Here is a 19,324-nt window from a genome sequence, read left to right as displayed (position 1 = left end):
ATGGCGGCTGAAACAGTAACGTGCGCGAAAGGCATTAATTACAAGCTGCACAAGGAACATGCGCTGACGGACAAGAAGGATGTCAGTGACAAGCCTGTGCCGGTGGAGAGTACCAAGGCGATTGTTGTTTTCGTCGGAGGCGCCGGGGATAAGGAACGTTATTATTTTTCGGGGCCTTATGGAAACATCCAAGAGGCACGGAAGGATTTTGATGAGCGCACGACAAGCTTGGCTAAGGAGGGTAAATACAAGTCTGAGTGGCTGGGCTACAACGAAGTCAGAGGAAAACAGGATATTCAGCGTCATGTCCTGAGTCTGATTCCCTACAAGAGCTGTCCTGTCTATATCGTGGGTCATAGCCTCGGCGGTTGGAATGGTGCGCATCTGACAAAGATCATGTCGGAATGGGGTTACCGGATTCAGATGCTGATTACCCTTGATCCCGTGGGTGAAGGGGCCCTGGTCTGGTTGGGTTCTGATATTTATCGCGAGCGTCCTGATCCAATTGCTGCCGATTGGATCAATATCAAAGCAATGCCAACTAAAAGAGATTCGTCAGATGGAGTCGCTGATTTTGGTGAAAAGTGGCTTATCTCATGTGGCCCTTCATTGAACGTCAATGTAGACACTAATCATGCAAATGCATGGGGGTTGTTTACTGCCCATATCGCAGGGAGCAAATCAGCAGCCGATATGCTTTTTGACTCAATCATGAAGGATTTTCCATGATGTACAGGTTACTACTTTGCGGCTTGCTCGCTTTCTGCTCTGGTTGTGCGAAGGATCACACAAAGCCTCCGGCAAACCTGAGCTTCGAGTCTGTGGAAAGAGAAAAGTCGCTGCTATACGTCATCCGGTATCAGTCGGACGTTGATGTGTTGGATCTTTTTGATCGCGGAGAGCGAGTTGGGGTGATTTCGGGTATGCTTCATTGCGCATTGGCGGATGATCATGATTTCTCAGTAGGCAAAGCCATACAGTTTTCCGCCACCGGTTTGATACGCTCGGAGAAAAATGAAAACAACAAGGCCAAGTTTTCCTATCTCACTCGCGCATTCTTGAGTGAAACTTCAAGCAACCGGAGTTCTGAAAGAAATCTCTCGGTGGCAGAGCTGAATCAACTCCTCGCCAACAAACAACAAATCCCCTGCAAAGTCGTCGTCACCGCGTACGGCTATAAACCCTACTATTCAAACACCATGAACCTGCCGGTCGCGGATCTGCTGCGGGAAATCAACAAACCCCGATAGCCGTCATCGGTGCCCTGCGCAGATACGCGAGGGCGATCACCTGCAAAACGACCTCTGAAAATAAATCGCGGCGCGGCGTTCATCCAAATCCCTCGCGCGCCGATACAACGGGGCGGGCGTGTGTTGGCGCGGCGGGTTTGCCGTGCGCATCCCGGTGGGCTACGCTCACAAAAAGTAAGGGTTTCGGGCTGCGGCCCCTGTCGTACCTGCCCAGGACACGTTTTTGCCAATCCCCATTCACGAACCGCATCAAACTCCCGGCACGCTTAAACGCCTGCCGTTGCGCAAGGCGGCAGCGCTGTTCATCGTTGCGGTGTGCCTGTGCCTGTCCGGCTTGCTTTATTTGCAGCTGGAGCAGACGCGGCGTCAGGATCTGGCGAACGCGCAGATCGCCTCCACCAACTTGACCCGAGCCATGGCGCAGCAGGCCGAAGACACGTTTCTGGCTGCCGATCTGGTGCTCACCAGTCTCGCCGACTGGGTCGAGGACGACGGATATGGCGCCGCGCAACGACCACGCCTGCAGCAGACCTTCGCCCGTCGGGTGCAGCAACTGGAACAGCTGCACGGCATGTTCCTGTTCGACCGCGAGGGGCAGTGGGTGATCACCTCGTTCCCGGACTTGCCTCGTGGCAACGGGGTGGCCGACCGCGAGTACTTCAAGTTTCACCAACAGAATGTTTCTACCGTGGCGCACATCGGCCCGGCGATCCGCAGTCGGGAAAATGGAGAGTGGATCATTCCGATCTCGAAGCGCATTAATGACCGCGCCGGCAACTTTCAGGGCGTGCTGATGGCCGGGATCAAGATGGCGTACTTCGACCGCTTCTTCAAAAGCTTCAGCCTCGATGATAGCGGCATCATGTTTCTCGGCCTCAAGGACGGCACCTTGCTGGCGCGGCGGCCGTTCGACGAGAGCCTGATCGGCTCGTCGCTGGCGCGGGGCAAGATCTATCAGAAGCTGCTGCCTGAAGCGCCGGCCGGTACGGCGATGATCAGATCGGTGGTCGACGGCGTGGTGCGTTTATACGGCTACCGGCAGCTGACGGCTTACCCGCTGGTGGTCGCGTCCGCCTCTTCGCGCGACACGATTCTCAAGGGTTGGTCCGAGCGGGCCTTTCAGTCAAGCGTGATTGTGGCGCTGGTGATTCTCGGCGTCGGCCTGTTCGGCTGGGTGTTCATTCATCAGGTGCGTGACGGTGAGCGTATCGAGAAAAACTTGCGCAGGGCGCAGCGCGCACTGGAGCAGATTGCGACTCATGACAGCCTGACCGGGCTGGCGAACCGGCGGCTGTTCGAGCAATCGCTGGACATCGAATTCGCCCGCGGTGCACGGCAGTCGAGTCCGGTCGGCCTGATCATGCTCGATATCGATTTCTTCAAACGCTACAACGATGCCTACGGCCATGTGGCGGGGGATCATTGCCTGACCCAGGTGGCCCAAGTGCTGAAGAACAGTTGCCAGCGCAAGGCTGACCTGGCAGTACGTTACGGCGGCGAAGAGTTCGCGGTGCTGCTGCCGGACACTGACATCAACGGCACGCTGGCGATTGCCGGGCAGATCCGCCGCAGCGTGATGGACAAGCGCATCACCCACAGCGGTTCGCCGACCGGCTACCTGACAGTGAGCCTGGGTTGCTACGCGTTTGTGCCCAGCGGAAACGACAGCCTGGAAGAATTTATCCAGCGTGCCGACGCGGCGTTGTATCAGGCGAAAAACGCCGGGCGTAATCGCGCGGCGGTGTTGTCGCTGGAGTCGGAGGTTGCCGAGTTGATGCGTTCGGATCGCTAAAGGCCCGCCCCGGATCTGTGGCGAGGAACCCGGTTCCCGCGCCACAGATTGTTGGCTTTATGCCGGATCACCAGCGGTCACGCTTGTTCGTTCAGCTGCCGGTGCCACCGCCGGCCGAACCGGTGCCGCCACCCGCCCCCGAACCAGAACCCATGGTGCCACTGTTAGTCCCCGTGCCCTTGCCGGCGCCATCGGTCCTGTCGCCGTTTTTCGGTGCTCCGGGATTGGTGTTGGGTGGCATGTTGGTGCCACTTGTCGCACCGGATTGGGTACCTGAGGCATCTGCCCCGTCATTGGCGGCAAAGGCGCCGAGCGACGCGGATGTCAACAGACCGGCGAGCAACAGGGAAGTCAGTTTGCGCGATGTCATGGTACGTCTCCAGAGAGGGTCGGTTACCTGACTTTGGTCTGACGGCCCTGAACGTTGGTGCCACCTGGCTGACGAGCGGTTGCGACCTTGAGCTTTACTGAGCATGCGCCAGGTCGCGGCAATCAGCCCAGAGGTGAGCGCCTGTTGCGCGGCAGCCGGTTGATTCAATGCAACCAGCGGCGCCGCCACCGGGTCACAATGGTCATACCTTGTTCGCCGGAGCCTGGACGATGAAAAACCTGCGGATCGCCACCTTCAACGTCAACGGTTTGCGTGCGCGGTTACCGAACCTGCTGCAATGGCTCAAGCGCGAGCAGCCGGACATTGCCTGCCTGCAGGAACTCAAGTCGGTGGACAGTGCATTTCCGGCTGCCGAACTCGAAGCGGCGGGTTACGGCGCGATCTGGCACGGTCAGGCGTCATGGAACGGCGTGGCGATCCTCGCTCGCGATGCGCAGCCGTTGGAAAGCCGTCGTGGTCTGCCGGGCGATCCCGACGACAAGCACAGTCGTTATCTGGAGGCGGCGGTGCACGGCGTGCTGGTCGGTTGCCTGTACTTGCCCAACGGCAATCCGCAGCCGGGGCCGAAGTTCGATTACAAACTGGCCTGGTTCGAACGCCTGATCCGCTACGCCAAGGATCTGCAAAGCAGCGATCATCCGGTGGTGCTGGCCGGCGATTACAACGTGGTGCCCACCGATATGGACATCTATAACACGCGTTCCTGGCTCAAGGATGCGCTGCTGCAGCCCGAAAGCCGCGAGTGTTATCAACGGCTGCTCGATCAGGGCTGGACGGATTCGCTGCGTCATCTGTATCCCGAGGATCGCCTCTACACGTTCTGGGATTACTTCCGCCAGCATTGGCAAACCAACTCCGGTCTGCGCATTGATCATCTGCTGCTCAATCCGGCACTCAGTCCGTACCTGCACGAGGCCGGGGTCGATGCCTGGGTGCGCAACGAACCGCACGCCAGCGACCATGCGCCGACCTGGATTCGCATCGGTTCGCGCAAGCGGCGGTAGCGCTGATTGGCGAAATCAATTGTCGGAGTCGGGGCCCAATCCCGTATACCTGTCGGCCAGCGGCACAGTGAGCCGCGGCCACATGCAAAAGGACTGAGCAATGAGCGAGCCACGTCTGGCGAATCCGACGTTGTACCTGCAACGCCTGGGGTTCGATGCCCCACCGGCGCCGACCCTGGAAACTCTGCGGCAGTTGCAGTTACGCCATACCGGGGTCTTCCCCTTCGAGAACCTGTCGACGATCACGGGCGCACCGGTGCTGATCGATCTGCCGTCGGTCGAGCAGAAAGTTCTCCACGGTGGCCGGGGTGGTTACTGCTACGAATTGAACAATCTGTTTCTGGCGTTGCTGCAGGAATTGGGCTTCGAGGCCCGTGGCATCTCCGGGCGCGTGGTACTGGCGCAACCCGAGGGCACATGGACGGCGCGCACCCATCGCTTGAGCCTGGTGATCATCGATGGCGAGCGCTACATCACCGATGTCGGCTTTGGCGGCATGGTGCCGACTGCGCCGCTGTTGCTCGATACCGAGGCTGAACAGCCGACGCCGCACGAGTCCTATCGCGTCGAGAAACAGGCCGACGGCTACATGCTGCGCGCCAGTGTCGCAGGCGAGTGGCGTGCGATGTACCTGTTTGATCTGCAACGCCAGGAAGACATCGATTACACCCTCGGCAACTGGTACGTCTCGACCCATCCCGAGTCACCGTTCGCCAAACGGCTGATGGTTGCGCGTACCGGCGATGGCTGGCGACGGACTCTGAACAACGGCAGCTTCGCGGTTCATCACATGGGCGCCGACAGCGAGCGGCGCGAGGTGGCGGATGTCGATGAGTTGATCGAGCTGCTGGAACAGGAGTTCGGCCTGCGCCTGCCTGACCAGCCGCATGTGCGTCAGTCGCTGGCGCGGATGCTCGTACCGGCCTGATCTCAAGGCTTGGCCTCCGGTTCCAGTACCCGGCGGATTTCACCGACCGCCGCCGAGAGCTTTTTTTCCAGGCTCTTGAGGTCGGCGGCGGTGATGCCTTTCTTTAATTGCCCGGAGTGGGGCGGCTCGGCCTCCTGCGTTTTGCTGCCAGCCTCCAGCAGGGCATGGCGCAGGGTGTTGTTGATCACCGTCTGATAACCGAAGCCTTCGTTTTCCGCCACGTTGCGGGCGGCTTCGATGACCGCGTCATCGAGCATGATGGTGATGCGGGTCTTGCCCTTGGCGGGCGCCAAGGCACCGCGTTTGCCCTGCGAGAAGTCGTATTCGTCTTTCATTGTTCAAGCCTCCAGAAAGTAAGCGCAACGCTCGCTCGGTGTGGCGACGCGTGCAGAAATGATTCGTACGACGTTGGCTTCGCGATAACTGTACGCAACCACCAGCAAACGCCCTTTGCCATCAAGGCCGAGGGTGATCCAGCGCTGTTCGTCATGGTCGTTGTCCTCGATCGTCAGCGCGCGCTCGTCGTGAAAGACCGGCTCGGTCTCGGCAAGGCTGACACCCCTGTGCTTGAGTTTGTTGGCTGCGTTCTTGCTTTTGTCGTACTGAATTTCGAATGACTTCATTATGCATACTTTATATGTATAAAAAAGGCGCCAATGCACCGCTGGTCGCCATGAACACTTCAGCCTAGTGCGATAAAACCGGGGGGCAGGAGGGGATGTGTTGCCGGATTTGTGGGAGCTAGAGGTGGCGGGATAGAAGCTTGGGTGGCTACCTATCCATTATGTGACCGATAAGTTGTATACAACTCTATGGACATTTGTCCCGAGTATTGAATACAGTGTGCGCATAACAAAAACCAGGGAACCCCCCCCACATGAAAACGCCCCATGTTTCACACCAACGGCCCGAGGACGAAAATCTCGGGGTCGGCGCGAATATGGCTTACGGCCTGCAACATGTTCTGACCATGTACGGCGGTATCGTTGCGGTGCCACTGATCATTGGCCAGGCGGCCGGGCTGTCGCCGGCGGACATTGGTTTGTTGATTGCTGCTTCATTGTTTGCGGGGGGGCTGGCGACACTGCTGCAAACCCTGGGTCTACCGTTTTTTGGCTGTCAGTTGCCGTTGGTGCAGGGCGTGTCGTTCTCCGGTGTGGCGACCATGGTCGCGATCGTCAGCAGTGGCGGGGAGGGCGGCTTCCAGTCGGTGCTGGGCGCGGTGATTGCCGCGTCATTGATCGGCTTGCTGATCACCCCGGTGTTCTCGCGAATCACCAAGTTTTTCCCCCCGCTGGTCACCGGTATCGTGATCACTACCATTGGTCTGACGCTGATGCCGGTGGCGGCGCGCTGGGCCATGGGTGGCAACAGCCATGCGCTGGACTTCGGCAGCATGCAGAACATCGGGCTGGCGGCGGTCACGCTGGTGCTGGTGTTGTTGCTGAGCAAGGTCGGCAGTTCGACCATCTCGCGTCTGTCGATCCTGTTGGCCATGGTGATCGGCACGGTGCTGGCGGTGTTCCTCGGCATGGCGGATTTTTCCGGTGTCGCTCAAGGGCCGATGTTCGGCTTCCCGACACCGTTCCACTTCGGCATGCCGACTTTCCACTTCGCCGCGATCCTGTCGATGTGCATCGTGGTCATGGTGACCCTGGTGGAAACCTCGGCGGACATTCTGGCGGTCGGTGAGATCATCGGCACCAAGGTCGACTCCAAACGCCTGGGCAACGGCTTGCGGGCGGACATGCTGTCGAGCATGTTTGCGCCAATCTTCGGATCGTTCACCCAAAGCGCCTTCGCGCAGAACGTCGGGCTGGTGGCGGTGACCGGGATCAAGAGTCGTTATGTGGTGGCCACCGGCGGTATCTTCCTGGTGATCCTCGGCCTGCTGCCGTTCATGGGGCGGGTGATCGCTGCGGTGCCGACGTCGGTGCTGGGCGGCGCCGGTATCGTGCTGTTCGGTACGGTGGCGGCGAGCGGCATCCGTACGCTGTCGAAGGTCGATTACCGCAATAACGTCAACCTGATCATCGTCGCGACCTCGATCGGCTTCGGCATGATCCCGATTGCCGCACCGAACTTCTACGATCATTTCCCGAGCTGGTTCGCGACCATTTTCCACTCGGGCATCAGCTCGTCGGCGATCATGGCGATCGTGCTGAACCTGACCTTCAACCACTTCACTGCCGGCAACTCGGACCAGCAGTCGGTGTTTGCGGCTGCGGAAGAGCGCACTCTGCGTTATCGCGACCTGGCGGCGCTGCGTGAGGGTGACTACTTCAGCGACGGCAAGCTGCACGATTGCGATGGCAAAGAAGTGCCGGTAGTCGAGCCTGATGACCACGATCATGGGCATGGGGCGCCGAAGACCCAGATGAAGAGCGGCGAGCATGTCTGATCGCTGACTGGATGAAAAAGGCCGATCTGTTGTGAGACAGATCGGCCTTTTTGGTTTGAAGAGCAAAAGATCGCAGCCTGCGGCAGCTCCTACAGGGGGAGCGCATTCCAAATGTAGGACCTGCCGAAGGCTGCGATCCTTTGATCTTTTGGACTTTCGAGCGCCCTCAAAAAAGCCCCTGAATCTTTCGATTCAGGGGCTTTGCTATTTGGCTCCACAACCTGGACTCGAATAGAAAAGTAAGCGCCTGTTTTATAATGAAATCATGCTGATGTCTAAAATTTATATCCCTACGATTATCCCTAATAAAGCCCGTATTTTATGCAAATTCTTTCGATACCCTATGAGCACTACAGCAGCCGAATGCTGCCAGACCCAATTCTAACGAAGGCGGGCATAGGCAGTTGACAGCAACAGACTGTATCCCTTCCGGCACGACAGCCATTGACGTCCAAGCGAGCGCCCAACGTCCCCCTAATCTACGTACCTGAATAGTGCACAGGCGCCACAGAATAGGGCGATTGGCACACAAAATCCTCCAGATGCTCTATAAAAATGTGCTTACTGCACATACTCCTATGTCGTTCGCGCACCCTTTTTTCTTCATTTCAAAGCGGCGCCAAAACGGGCCTGGTAATTGCTCTGACACAAGTGAGCCTAGCCAACCCGCTATCGATTTGGAGAAAAACATATGAGTGCAACTGGCGACTATCCGTTGACCGAAGCCCCGCGCGAAGCGCGCAAGGGGTTATTGTCCATTTCCATGGTGCTGTTCAGTTTTACTTTTTTCACCGGCACCATGTTTGCCGGTGGCAAGCTGGGGCTGGCTTTCAACTTCGTCGACATGTTATCGATCGCCGCCATCGGCAACAGCTTGCTGGCACTCTACGCCGCGGCGCTTGCCTTTATCGCCTCCCGTAGCGGCCTCAATACCGTGCTAATGGGACGGTTCTGCTTTGGCGAAGTGGGCAGCCGACTTTCCGATTTTCTATTGGGGTTCGCCGAACTGGGCTGGTATGCCTGGGGGACGGCAACAGTGGCGATCGTGCTGGTGAAGATGCTCGGTCTGGCAGGCGGACTGACGATTCCGCTGATGATCCTGTTCGGCTTTGGATTCAGCCTCACCGCCATCATCGGCTTCAAAGGCCTGGACCTGCTCTCGCGGATTTCCGTGCCGTTGATGTTCGTCCTGCTGGTGATCTCCATGTACATCGCCACCCATGATGTGGGCGGGTTTCAGGCGCTCGCGGCCGTCATCCCCCATGAAACCATGACGTTTTCGGCGGCGGTGACGATGGTGTTTGGTACCTTCGCCAGCGGTGCCACTCAGGCCACCAACTGGACACGACTATCGCGTACCGGCCGTGTGGCAATTATCGCGAGCGTGGTCAGCTTTTTGCTCGGCAACGGCTTGATGGTGGTTGCGGGCGCCTGGTGTGCGATCGTCTATCAACAGGCCGATATCGTCGAAGTGATGATCCTGCAAGGCCTGTCGTTCGCAGCGGTGATCATGCTCTGCCTGAACCTCTGGACGATTCAGGGGCCGACGATCTACAACGTCTCCGCTGCCACGTGTCACTTACTGCGCAGTGAGCGCCGCCGGACGATGACGCTGGCTGCTGCCGGCGTCGGGGTGCTGCTTGCCATCGGTGGCATGTACGAGATGCTGATCCCATTTCTGGTGCTGCTGGGCTCTATCATCCCTCCCGTCGGCGGCGTGATCATGGCCGATTTCTGGTATCGCCATCGTGGCCAATACCCGCTGCTCGCCAGCGCCAGGTTGCCGCGCTACAACTTCGTCGGTCTTTCGGCCTATGCCATCGGCGCGGTGGTTGCCTATTGCTCGCCCTGGGTTGCCCCACTGGTGGGAATCGTCGTGTCCGCCGTTTGCTATGTCGGTTTGCTTCAATTCAGCGGTCGCCGCGCTGCGGTCAGCACCACGCCGGGGGAACTGTGAGTCTGACGGTCGGAGAAGTCCTCAAGCTGCCGGGCCTGGAAGGACTGATTGTGCGTGCCGGTCACCTGCACCTGCAACGCACCGTGCGCTGGCCATACGTGGCGGAGAACGAGGGTATCGCCGAGTGGGTCATGGGCGGCGAACTGGTGTTTGTCACTGGCGTCAATCACGCGCGAGATGAGGCCAACTTGCTGAGCGTCATTGAGGACGGTATTGCCATGGGGATTGCCGGTCTGGTGATCCTTACCGGGGGGGCGTTCATCCAGCGCATCCCCCAGACCGTTATCGAACGGGCAGAGCACCACGGCTTGCCGTTGATCGAGCAGCCTTACCTGCTGAAGATGGTCATCGTCACCCATGCCATCGGTACGGCGCTGGTGCATATAGCGCAGGCCAGGCGTACACGTCACGATATCCTCAGCCAGTTGCTCACCGGCGACTACCCCAGCCTGGCCATCGCGCAGCAGCGCGCCGAGCATGTTCAACTGCCGATCGATGGACCGCGGCGTCTAGTAGCCCTGCGCCTGTCTTCGGTGAGCGTGTTGTTCGAGCGCCATCCGCCGATCGAAGCTGAGCGTCTGTTACAGCACACTCGCCAAGCCTGTCAGGACCACCTGGAGGCATGGAGCCGTATCAGGTCAGAAAGGCTACCGGTGATCCTTCAGGGCGACCTGTTCATCATGCTGTTGCCTGATCAGGAAACCCTGCGTGCCGATCTCCAGGGGCTGTACCGGGAACTCACCGCAATGATCGGCGACATGACGTTGTACATGGGTATGGCAAACCGCGTGGAGCATTGCGGGCACTACCGCCAGGCCTTGAATGAAGCACGGCAGGCCTTGGACGTCGCGGAAAGCCTGCACCCGGCGAGCGGTTTTTGCGATTTCAGCGAGCTGGGGGTGTTGCTCCTGTTGCAAGGCATCGGCGACCGTTCGGTGATCGATCACTTTGTGACGCAAACGCTCGGCTCCTTGATCGAGCCGTCCCGCAAGCAGCCCTTCACGCTGCTGGAAACCCTCGACGCGCTGCTCCAGGAAAACGGCAATGCCCTCAGGGCAGCCAATCGCCTGGCCATCCATCGCAACACCATCAATCAACGTATCCAGCGTATCGAGCAGCAGAGCGGACAGTCGCTGGACGATCCCCTTTTTCGAATGAATGCATCGGTTGCGCTGCTGGTATGGCGCATGACCGAAGTCCACAGCAAGGAGTCAACATGAACATCATCAACGCGCGTCTGCGCGGTAAAACCGGCTTGTATCACATCGAACTCAATGGCCCGAAGATTGCGGCAATCGTCGCCCAGACGCAGGTGGTGCAAGCCACCCATGCGACGGATCTGGACGCGGGGCAGAATCTGGTGACGGCGCCCTTCGTTGAACCGCACATTCACCTGGATGCCGCGCTCACGGCCGGCGAGCCGAACTGGAACCTGAGCGGCACGCTGTTCGAAGGCATTGAGCGCTGGGCCGAGCGCAAGGCGTTGGTCACCCACGAAGACACCAAGGTTCGTGCGCGCAAAACCATCGACATGCTGGTCGATAACGGTATTCAGCACGTGCGTACCCATGTCGACATCACCGACCCGACCCTGGCGGCGCTCAAGTCCATGTTGGAGGTTCGCGAGGAAACCCGGCACCTGATCGACTTGCAGATTGTCGCCTTTCCCCAGGAGGGCATTGAATCCTTCAAGGACGGCCGCGCCTTGATGACCGAGGCGGTGGCCATGGGTGCCGACGTCGTGGGCGGCATTCCGCACTTTGAGAACACCCGGGAGCAGGGCGAGTCCTCGGTGAAGTTTCTGATGGACCTGGCCGAACGAACGGGCTGCCTGGTGGACGTGCATTGCGACGAAACCGATGACCCGCAGTCGCGCTTTCTCGAAGTGCTTGCCGAAGAAGCGCGGGTGCGCGACATGGGCGAACGGGTCACCGCCAGCCATACCGTGGCCATGGGTTCGTACGACAACGCCTATTGCTACAAGCTGTTCCGCCTACTCAAACGGTCGCGGATCAATTTCATTTCGTGCCCGACTGAAAGCATTCATTTGCAAGGTCGTTTCGACGGCTATCCCAAGCGCCGGGGCTTGACCCGAGTCGCTGAAATCGACCGGGCGGGGATGAACATCTGCTTCGGTCAGGATTCCATCGTCGACCCTTGGTATCCACTGGGTAATGGCAATATCCTGCGCATCCTCGAGGCCGGCCTGCACATTTGTCACATGCTCGGCTACGACGACCTCAAGCGTTCCCTCGACCTGATTACGGACAACAGCGCCCGAACCTTGCACCTGGGCGAGCGCTACGGTCTGGAAGTAGGGCGCCCGGCCAACTTGCTGATTCTTTCAGCGCCGGACGACTACGAGATGATTCGTAGCCAGGGCCAGGTATTAATGTCGATCCGAGACGGCAAAGTGCTGATGCAGCGCAGTCCTGCGCGTGTGGAGCGGTTTGTCGGTTAAGCCAACGCGCAACAGGCCACATTAAGTTTTTCGAGGGGGCCATGCGGCCCCCTTTCCATGCCCGTGCACTGCTATCGGCAATGCCCGAGCGCTGATGTTCAAGGCTGTCAGCAGCGGGGCGGTAGCGAAGTTATATTGATACTTATTTTGGTAATAAAGCTGTCAGACATACGAATTATCAGAATTAAACATCACGATTAGACTCGGGCACATCACAGCGTTGTTCACGCGGTGAAAAGAGAAGGGAGATACGCCTTGCAGATTGATAAAGCCTCCAGGCACACCACAGGGTTACGTCGGGTCGTAGTGACCGGGATGGGTATCGTTTCCTGCCTGGGAAACTCTCAGGTGGACGTTTTGCAAGCGTTGCGCGAAGGACGCTCCGGGATCGGCTTCAATCCAGACTATGCGCAAGCGGGTCTGCGCAGCCATGTCAGTGGCCGATTGGACGTGGATTTGGAGCAGATAGACCGTCGCCAGCGCCGCTTCATGGGTGATGCCGCTGCTTACGCCTACCTGGCGATGCGCGATGCCATTGCCGACGCAGGGCTGGACGCCTCGCAGGTGTCAAATCCTCGGACGGGTTGTGTGATGGGATCGGGAGGAGGGTCCAGCCAGGACATCGTCGAAGCCAACCAACTGCTTGGCCAAAGCATTCGCAAAGTCGGCCCTTACCGGGTGCCTCGCACCATGACCAGTACCGTCTCGGCGTGCATGGCCAGTTTCTTTGCGATCAAGGGTCTCAACTATTCCATCGCATCGGCCTGCGCAACCAGCGCCCATTGCATCGGCCATGCGTTTGAGCAGATTCAGTTTGGCAAACAGGACGTCGTGTTTGCCGGCGGGGCCGAGGCCGAGCATGTCAGCCAGAGTTGCATGTTCGATGCGATGGGGGCTTTTTCCACGAGCTACAACAATGTACCGACCCAGGCCAGCCGCCCTTACGATGTCGCGCGCGATGGCTTTGTTATCAGCGGCGGTGGCGGCGTGCTGGTCCTCGAAGAATTCGAGCATGCGCTCGAACGAGGGGCGACGATCTACGCCGAAGTGATTGGCTATGGCACGGCATCCGATGGTCAGGACATGGTTTCCCCCAGCGGTGACGGCGCGCTCAGGGCAATGCAGGCGGCGCTGAGCACCTGCGCGGAGTCGGTCGATTACCTCAACACCCACGGGACAAGCACCCAGGCGGGAGACCTGGTCGAACTGCGTGCCGCTGCGCTTGCTTTCCATGGACACTTGCCTGCGTTCAGTTCGACCAAGTCGTTGACCGGGCATGCGCTCGGTGCGGCGGGTGTGCATGAGGCCATTTACTCGCTGTTGATGATACAGCACGGGTTTATGGCGGCCTCTCATAACATTGAGCACCTCGACCCTGAAGTCGAGGCATTGCCGATCATCCGCCACACGCGCTTGAACCAGCCAGTGAACTGCGTCATGAGTAACAGTTTTGGCTTTGGCGGAGCAAACGCCAGCCTGATTTTCAGCAAGCGTGCGCTCGACACGTCACCGGTTTGACCTGGTTCGTACCCGGTCCGGACGAAAAGCGTCGCGTGCAGTTGCTTTACGTCACCGATTGAAGGCAACTACGGCCCGCCAGAGGCCGACTTTGCCCAGCTCTTTTTTGTTTAGTTAGCAACTGCCGATCGCTTGTTTAGACAACTGACAGTGAGGTGGATATGACAACTAATACCTGTGCGCCGCAGCCGCCGGTGGCATTGAAAAAAGTGGTGTGGGCCGCGTCGATCGGCAACTTTGTCGAATGGTTTGACTTCGCAATCTACGGCTTTCTCGCCACCACGATTGCGCAAGTGTTTTTCCCCAGTGGCGATAGCACAACCGCGCTGTTAAAGACCTTCGCGGTGTTCGCCGTGGCCTTCGCCTTCCGGCCATTGGGTGGCCTGGTCTTCGGCATGCTGGGCGACCGGCTTGGGCGGCGGCGAGTGTTGTCATTGACGATCTTGCTGATGGCGGGCGCGACGACCCTGATCGGCCTGTTGCCTACCTACGCCAGCATTGGCTTATTGGCGCCGGTGCTGTTGACCCTGATTCGTTGCGTACAGGGTTTTTCTGCCGGGGGAGAGTATGCCGGTGCATGCATTTACCTGATCGAACACGCACCCGCCGACAAACGTGCTAAATACGGCAGCGCGGCGCTAGTGTCGACCTTTGCCTCTTTTGCGGCGGCCGCTATCGTCACCTATGCGCTCAATACCTTGTTAAGCGCTGAAGAAATGGCGAGCTGGGGCTGGCGGCTTCCTTTTCTGATCGCTGCACCACTGGGTCTGGTGGGCCTGTACCTGCGCTGGCAACTCGACGAAACCCCTGCCTTCAAGGCCATTGCCGCCACCGAGCGCGGCGCTCATGCACCGTTGAAAGAAACGCTGCGCCAGCAGGCGGGCGCCATGGGCTGCCTGGGGGCGTTCATCTCGCTGACGGCGCTGTCCTTCTATATTTGCACCACGTACTTCGTCACTTATCTGCAACTGCAAGGCGGCCTGCCACGGCCGACAGCGCTGTTGATTTCGGTGCTCACGCTGATATTCGCCGCTGCGCTGTGTCCGTTCGCCGGTGCCTATTCTGATCGCGTCGGCCGCCGCCGCACCATGCTGACTGCCGCCGTATGGCTGCTGGTGACGATCTATCCAGCCTTCCTGCTCGCCGGTTCAAGGTTCTTTGTGTCGGCGCTGGCGGGTGCATTGCTGTTGGCGGTAGGCGCGGTGTTGTGCGGTGTCGTCACGGCCGTGCTGTTGTCCGAAGTGTTCCCGACGCACGCCCGCTACACGGCCTCGGCCGTCACGTACAACATGGCTTACACGCTGTTTGGCGGTACGGCACCGTTCATGGCGACCTGGCTGATCGAACTGTCCGGCAACCCCATGGCACCGGCTTTTTACCTGGCCGGTATTGCGATCTTCGCCTTGGCCGGTGGTCTTGCCCTGCCGGAAACCTGCGGGTGTTCACTGCAAGAGAATGCCACGCAGCAACGGGCCCGATTCAAGCCAGCGCACTGAACGGCACCTCATCGAAGAACTTGCGACATAAAAAAACCAACTGGCGAACCAGCAACGGGCGCTACGCTCGAAGCACTCGCGATAAGGCAGGAGCAGCAGGGTATGGCACGCATTGGCGTAGATGTCGGCGGCACCAACACAGACTTGATTCTGGAGACCACCGAGCAAGACTCGATCGGCCGGAAAATTTTCTCCCATAAAGTCCCGACGACGGTCGAGGATCAATCGATCGCCGTGATGCGCGGAATCCTGGAACTGTGCGCCAAGGCAAATATTGGTACTGATGAGATCAAGCAAATCGTTCATGGCACCACGGTCGCGACCAATATTTCCATCGAGCACAATGGTGCGAATGTCGGGATGCTGACGACCAAGGGATTTCGCGACATTCTGCACATTGGACGGCACAAGCGACCGTTCAACTTTTCCCTGCACTTCGATGTTCCTTGGCAGAGTGCACCGCTGGTGCGTCGGCGCAACCGCATCGCGATCAATGAACGGGTGCTTCCACCCCATGGCGAGATCCAGACCCCACTGGACGACGAGGAAGTGCGCAACGCAGCATTGACGCTCAAGGTCCGTGGTGTCGAAGCGGTGATCATCGGTTTCATGTACTCGTTTCTCGACCGTAGCCACGAGCTACGGGCCAAGGCCATCGTTCAGGAGGTCATGCCAGGAGCGTTCGTCAGCTGCTCCAGCGAAGTGGTGGATGTCATGCGCGAGTACGAGCGCTTTTCCACCACGGCGATGAACGCTTACGTGGGACCCCGGACGTCGAGTTACCTGACCCACTTGTCGACTCAGTTGCGCGAAAACGGTATCCACGCGGATCTGCGCATCATGCAATCCAATGGCGGCGTGGCCACCGTGGAAAGCTGTTGCGAACGGCCGGTCAATATCCTGATGTCCGGCCCTGCCGGCGGGGTCATGGGCGGTCACTACTTCGCCAGCCTCGATGGCGAACGCAATATCATCACCGTCGACATCGGCGGAACCTCGGCGGACATTTCGACGCTGGTCGATGGCCAGATCAAAATCATGAACCCCCGCGACTCCTACGTCTCCGGGCACCCGGTGCTGGTGCCGATGATCGACCTCATCACCATCGGTGCCGGCGGCGGATCGGTGGCGTTCATCGATGCCGCCGGCGGCTTTCAGGTCGGCCCGCGCTCGGCGGGCTCCAATCCGGGGCCTGCGTGTTACAACCGTGGCGGCGTGGAGCCGACGGTCACCGACGCTAACATCGTCCTCGGACGGCTTGATTCCGACCAGATGCTCGGCGGCGACCTGCAGGTCGATTCCGCGCTTTCCTACAAGGCCATTGAAGAAAAAATCGCCAAGCCGCTGGGGATGGACGTGTACCAGGCCGCGCTGGGGATCCTCAAGATAGTTAACAACAACATGGCCCTGGCAATACGTTCCAACTCGGTAGCCAAAGGGATCGACCCGCGTGATTTCGTGTTGATGCCTTTCGGTGGCGCCGGTCCCGTGCATGGCCCGGCGCTGGCCGACGAGGTCAATGCCAAGTCGGTACTGATTCCTCCGGCGCCAGGCATCACCGCCGCCGCGGGGCTGCTGACCACCGATCTGCAATACGAGGCGCTAAGGTCGCTGCTGTGCAACCTGAACGACATCAGCGAGCTGAACATGGGCCACATCGATAAGGCGTTTCAGGGGCTTGAAACCGACATTCGCAAGCAGCTGGAAAACGATGGCGTCAACGAGTCCGACATGCAGCTGATACGCATCGCCGAGTGCCGTTATGACGGGCAAGGCTTCGAGTTGCGCTCGCGGGTACCCAGCGGCGCTGTCGACCGTGGGGCGATCGAGGAGGTCATGGCGCAGTTCCATCGCGAGCACGAAAAAGACTACGGCTACTGCTTTAAAGACGCCACGGTCGAGGTCGTCAGCTTGCGGGTGATAGGCCATTCGCATTCGCGAAAACTGGAGTGGCAACCGTTGCCGCAGGCGCAGGACAGCGACACCCGGCAGGCTTTCCTCTATGAGCGCACGACGTGTTTCGATGACGGCCAGCGTCTGCCGACGCCACGCTATGACCGCAGCAAGTTGCGCGCGGGGCAATACATCGAAGGTCCGGCGATGCTGATGCAGCACGACTCTACGTCCTTGGTGCCCCCCGGCTGGATCGCCAAAGTGAGTGCATACGGCAACCTGATCATTTCCCGTTCGTAATCATTGAGGAGCAAGCCATGAGCCAGCAAAAGGTTGACCCCATTACCCTGCAAGTTATCAATGGTGCGTTGAAAACCATCGCCGAAGAGATGGGTCACGTGCTGTACCGCATGTCCTTTTCATCGATCATTCGCGAGTCCCAGGACATGGGGGCTGGTTTGTTCGATACCCGTTACCAGACCATCTGCGAATCCGAGTCGACGCCGATGCACATCGGCTCGATCCCCGCGTACTTGCGCGGTATCGAAGCCACGCTGCAGGGCAGCGCCTGGCATGAAGGCGATGTGGTCGTGCACAACCATCCCTATCACGGCTCCAGCCACAGCCCTGACCTGGCCATCATCATTCCGATCTTCCATGACGGTGAACTGGTGGGCTTTTCCGGTAATACCGCGCACCACATCGATATTGGCGCAGCGACGCCGGGCCTGATCATCGATGTCGGCGATGTCTACGCCGAGGGCATGCTGATGGCGGGCCTGAAACTGTACGAGAAGGGCGTTCGCAACGAAGCGCTGGTGCAGATGTTCAAGTACAACAGCCGCGCCTCCACGCAGTTGATTCGTGATATCGAAGCCCAGGTCGCGTCGGCGCAACTGGGGGTAAAACGGTTCAAGGAATTGCTCCAGCGTTATGGCAAGGATTTCAGCTTTGACGCGATCAACCAGTTGATTGATTACTCCGAAACGATCATGCGTCAGAAGATCCAGGAGATTCCGGACGGCGAATATAGCGCCGAGGGTTTTCTCGATGACGACGGTCGCCATCGTGATCAACGCTTGCCAGTGGTGGTGACGGTCAAGGTGCAAGGCGACTCGGTCATCGTTGACCTGACGGGCTCGGCGCCGCAGACGCTGACCGCCTACAACGTACCGTTCGAAGGCTCGTGCAAAGTGGCGGCGTTTGCCGCGTTTCGCAAGATTCTGCTTGATGCCTACACGACGCAAAGTCCGGTTCCGTCTAACGAAGGTTCATTCCGCCCGATTAGCGTCGTCGCACCGCTAGGCAGCATATTCAACCCGATTTTTCCGGCGGCGGCAGAGGCGCGTTTTACCCAGTGCAACCGCATGATCGACCTGATCATCAAGGCATTGGCACCGGTACTGCCAGAACGAATTATCGCGGGCAGTTCGGCGTCGATATCGTTTGCCGCGTACTCCGGTATCAAGCCCGGAGGCGATTACTGGGTGTTTCTGGAGGTTAACGAAGGGGCTTATGGGGGGCGGCCGAAATCCGATGGCCCGGATGCCATCGACAACCTGATGGCCAACACGCGCAACAATCCGATTGAAGACTTGGGTATGCACTTGCCGATGATCTGCGACCGCTACGAGTTGCGCGATGACGTCATGCCCGGCGCCGGTAAATACCGTGGTGGCATCGGCGTGGTGAAAGCTCAGCGGGTGCTGACCGACGGCTTTATCACCCACGAAAGCGAACGCCATTTCGACGTGCCCTGGGGGATTTTTGGCGGCTGCGATGGGGTGGTCGGGAAGACCGAAATTTATAATGTCGCGACCCCGGACCACATTGTCTCGATGCCCTCGAAATTTTCCGGCCATACCTCACGGGCGGGTGACGTCATGGCGTACTACTCGCCCTGCGGCGGCGGCTATGGCAACCCGCTCGAGCGCAGCGCACACCAAGTGGTGGAAGACGTGCTGGACGACTTCTGCAGCTTGGAACAGGCCTATGAAGTCTACGGAGTGGTGCTCGACCAGCACGTGCAACTGGATCTCGACGCCACGCTACAGCGACGCGCACAGCTGATGGCTCGCACGGCTTGAGGCGCTAGAGCCCGACTCGCCCGGTAACCGGTTGGCCCGGGCGAGGTCGAACTGACCCAGCGCTGTTTTCCCTGAAGACCCCCTGCACGGCCTGGCCTCTTTCGACGAGGCCAGCACCGCTGTGCGCCTAGAACTCACGGAGAGGT

General features: G+C 59.1%; 16 protein-coding genes. 13 read left to right on the top strand and 3 right to left on the bottom strand.

From position 1 onward, the window contains the following. The 3 genes from ACYZUM_RS15915 to ACYZUM_RS15905 all read left to right on the top strand — a co-directional run bounded on the left by ACYZUM_RS15915 (position 1) and on the right by ACYZUM_RS15905 (position 3,042). Complete coding sequence (locus ACYZUM_RS15915) at positions 1–729, top strand: alpha/beta hydrolase (protein WP_108183257.1); 729 nt, start codon at positions 1–3, stop codon at positions 727–729. After that, on the top strand, positions 726–1,250 hold the full coding sequence (locus ACYZUM_RS15910; RefSeq protein WP_086793230.1) for a hypothetical protein: 525 nt from the start codon (positions 726–728) through the stop codon (positions 1,248–1,250). The genes ACYZUM_RS15915 and ACYZUM_RS15910 overlap by 4 nt, the downstream gene beginning before the upstream one ends. 223 nt (positions 1,251–1,473) lie before the next feature. After that, positions 1,474–3,042, top strand: coding sequence for a sensor domain-containing diguanylate cyclase (locus ACYZUM_RS15905; protein ID WP_041065973.1), 1,569 nt, complete (start codon positions 1,474–1,476; stop codon positions 3,040–3,042). 91 nt (positions 3,043–3,133) lie between these two features. Here the strand turns inward: ACYZUM_RS15905 and ACYZUM_RS15900 are convergent, their stop codons facing one another. Beyond that, positions 3,134–3,412 carry a hypothetical protein gene (locus ACYZUM_RS15900; protein WP_108183256.1) on the bottom strand — a complete coding sequence of 93 codons (279 nt, stop codon included), beginning with the start codon at positions 3,410–3,412 and terminating at the stop codon, positions 3,134–3,136. Between the two features lie 230 nt (positions 3,413–3,642). On the opposite strand from ACYZUM_RS15900, the gene ACYZUM_RS15895 reads away from it, so the two are divergent. Together ACYZUM_RS15895 and ACYZUM_RS15890 are read left to right on the top strand one after the other, a co-directional pair. Further along, entirely contained in the window at positions 3,643–4,437 is a 795-nt protein-coding gene (locus tag ACYZUM_RS15895) for an exodeoxyribonuclease III (protein WP_041065979.1), read from the top strand. Between the two features lie 100 nt (positions 4,438–4,537). Beyond that, the gene (locus ACYZUM_RS15890) at positions 4,538–5,365 is read left to right on the top strand and encodes an arylamine N-acetyltransferase family protein (protein WP_108183255.1); all 828 of its coding nucleotides are present in this window, start codon (positions 4,538–4,540) and stop codon (positions 5,363–5,365) included. Positions 5,366–5,367: 2 nt separating this feature from the next. On the opposite strand, the gene ACYZUM_RS15885 is transcribed toward ACYZUM_RS15890, so the two are convergent. Continuing rightward, on the bottom strand, positions 5,368–5,700 hold the full coding sequence (locus tag ACYZUM_RS15885; RefSeq protein ID WP_108183254.1) for a BrnA antitoxin family protein: 333 nt from the start codon (positions 5,698–5,700) through the stop codon (positions 5,368–5,370). Between the two features lie 3 nt (positions 5,701–5,703). Next, entirely contained in the window at positions 5,704–5,988 is a 285-nt protein-coding gene (locus tag ACYZUM_RS15880; protein WP_095668807.1) for a BrnT family toxin, read from the bottom strand. 254 nt (positions 5,989–6,242) lie between these two features. Between ACYZUM_RS15880 and ACYZUM_RS15875 the strand changes: the two genes are divergently transcribed. The 8 genes from ACYZUM_RS15875 to ACYZUM_RS15840 all read left to right on the top strand — a co-directional run bounded on the left by ACYZUM_RS15875 (position 6,243) and on the right by ACYZUM_RS15840 (position 19,178). Then, a complete protein-coding gene (locus tag ACYZUM_RS15875) occupies positions 6,243–7,766 on the top strand; it encodes a nucleobase:cation symporter-2 family protein (protein WP_108183253.1) in 1,524 nt (507 codons plus the stop codon). Between the two features lie 691 nt (positions 7,767–8,457). Then, positions 8,458–9,723 (top strand): cytosine permease, encoded by a 1,266-nt coding sequence (gene codB, locus ACYZUM_RS15870; protein WP_032903719.1) that lies wholly within the window; start codon positions 8,458–8,460, stop codon positions 9,721–9,723. After that, the gene (locus ACYZUM_RS15865; protein ID WP_032903720.1) at positions 9,720–10,943 is read left to right on the top strand and encodes a PucR family transcriptional regulator; all 1,224 of its coding nucleotides are present in this window, start codon (positions 9,720–9,722) and stop codon (positions 10,941–10,943) included. The genes codB and ACYZUM_RS15865 overlap by 4 nt, the downstream gene beginning before the upstream one ends. Beyond that, positions 10,940–12,184: a cytosine deaminase gene (codA, locus tag ACYZUM_RS15860; protein WP_032903721.1), complete on the top strand. Its 1,245-nt coding sequence runs from the start codon at positions 10,940–10,942 to the stop codon at positions 12,182–12,184. Before ACYZUM_RS15865 ends, codA begins: the two co-directional genes overlap by 4 nt. 255 nt (positions 12,185–12,439) lie before the next feature. After that, complete coding sequence (locus ACYZUM_RS15855; protein ID WP_081036845.1) at positions 12,440–13,702, top strand: beta-ketoacyl synthase N-terminal-like domain-containing protein; 1,263 nt, start codon at positions 12,440–12,442, stop codon at positions 13,700–13,702. Between the two features lie 161 nt (positions 13,703–13,863). Then, positions 13,864–15,198: an MFS transporter gene (locus tag ACYZUM_RS15850; RefSeq protein ID WP_032903724.1), complete on the top strand. Its 1,335-nt coding sequence runs from the start codon at positions 13,864–13,866 to the stop codon at positions 15,196–15,198. 102 nt (positions 15,199–15,300) lie between these two features. Next, entirely contained in the window at positions 15,301–17,391 is a 2,091-nt protein-coding gene (locus ACYZUM_RS15845; RefSeq protein WP_032903725.1) for a hydantoinase/oxoprolinase family protein, read from the top strand. 17 nt (positions 17,392–17,408) lie between these two features. Next, positions 17,409–19,178: a hydantoinase B/oxoprolinase family protein gene (locus ACYZUM_RS15840; protein WP_473060848.1), complete on the top strand. Its 1,770-nt coding sequence runs from the start codon at positions 17,409–17,411 to the stop codon at positions 19,176–19,178. The last annotated feature ends 146 nt before the right edge of the window (positions 19,179–19,324 follow it).

This window comes from Pseudomonas sp. m6p (assembly GCF_055760375.1).
This window is presented reverse-complemented; position numbering and strand designations above follow the sequence as displayed.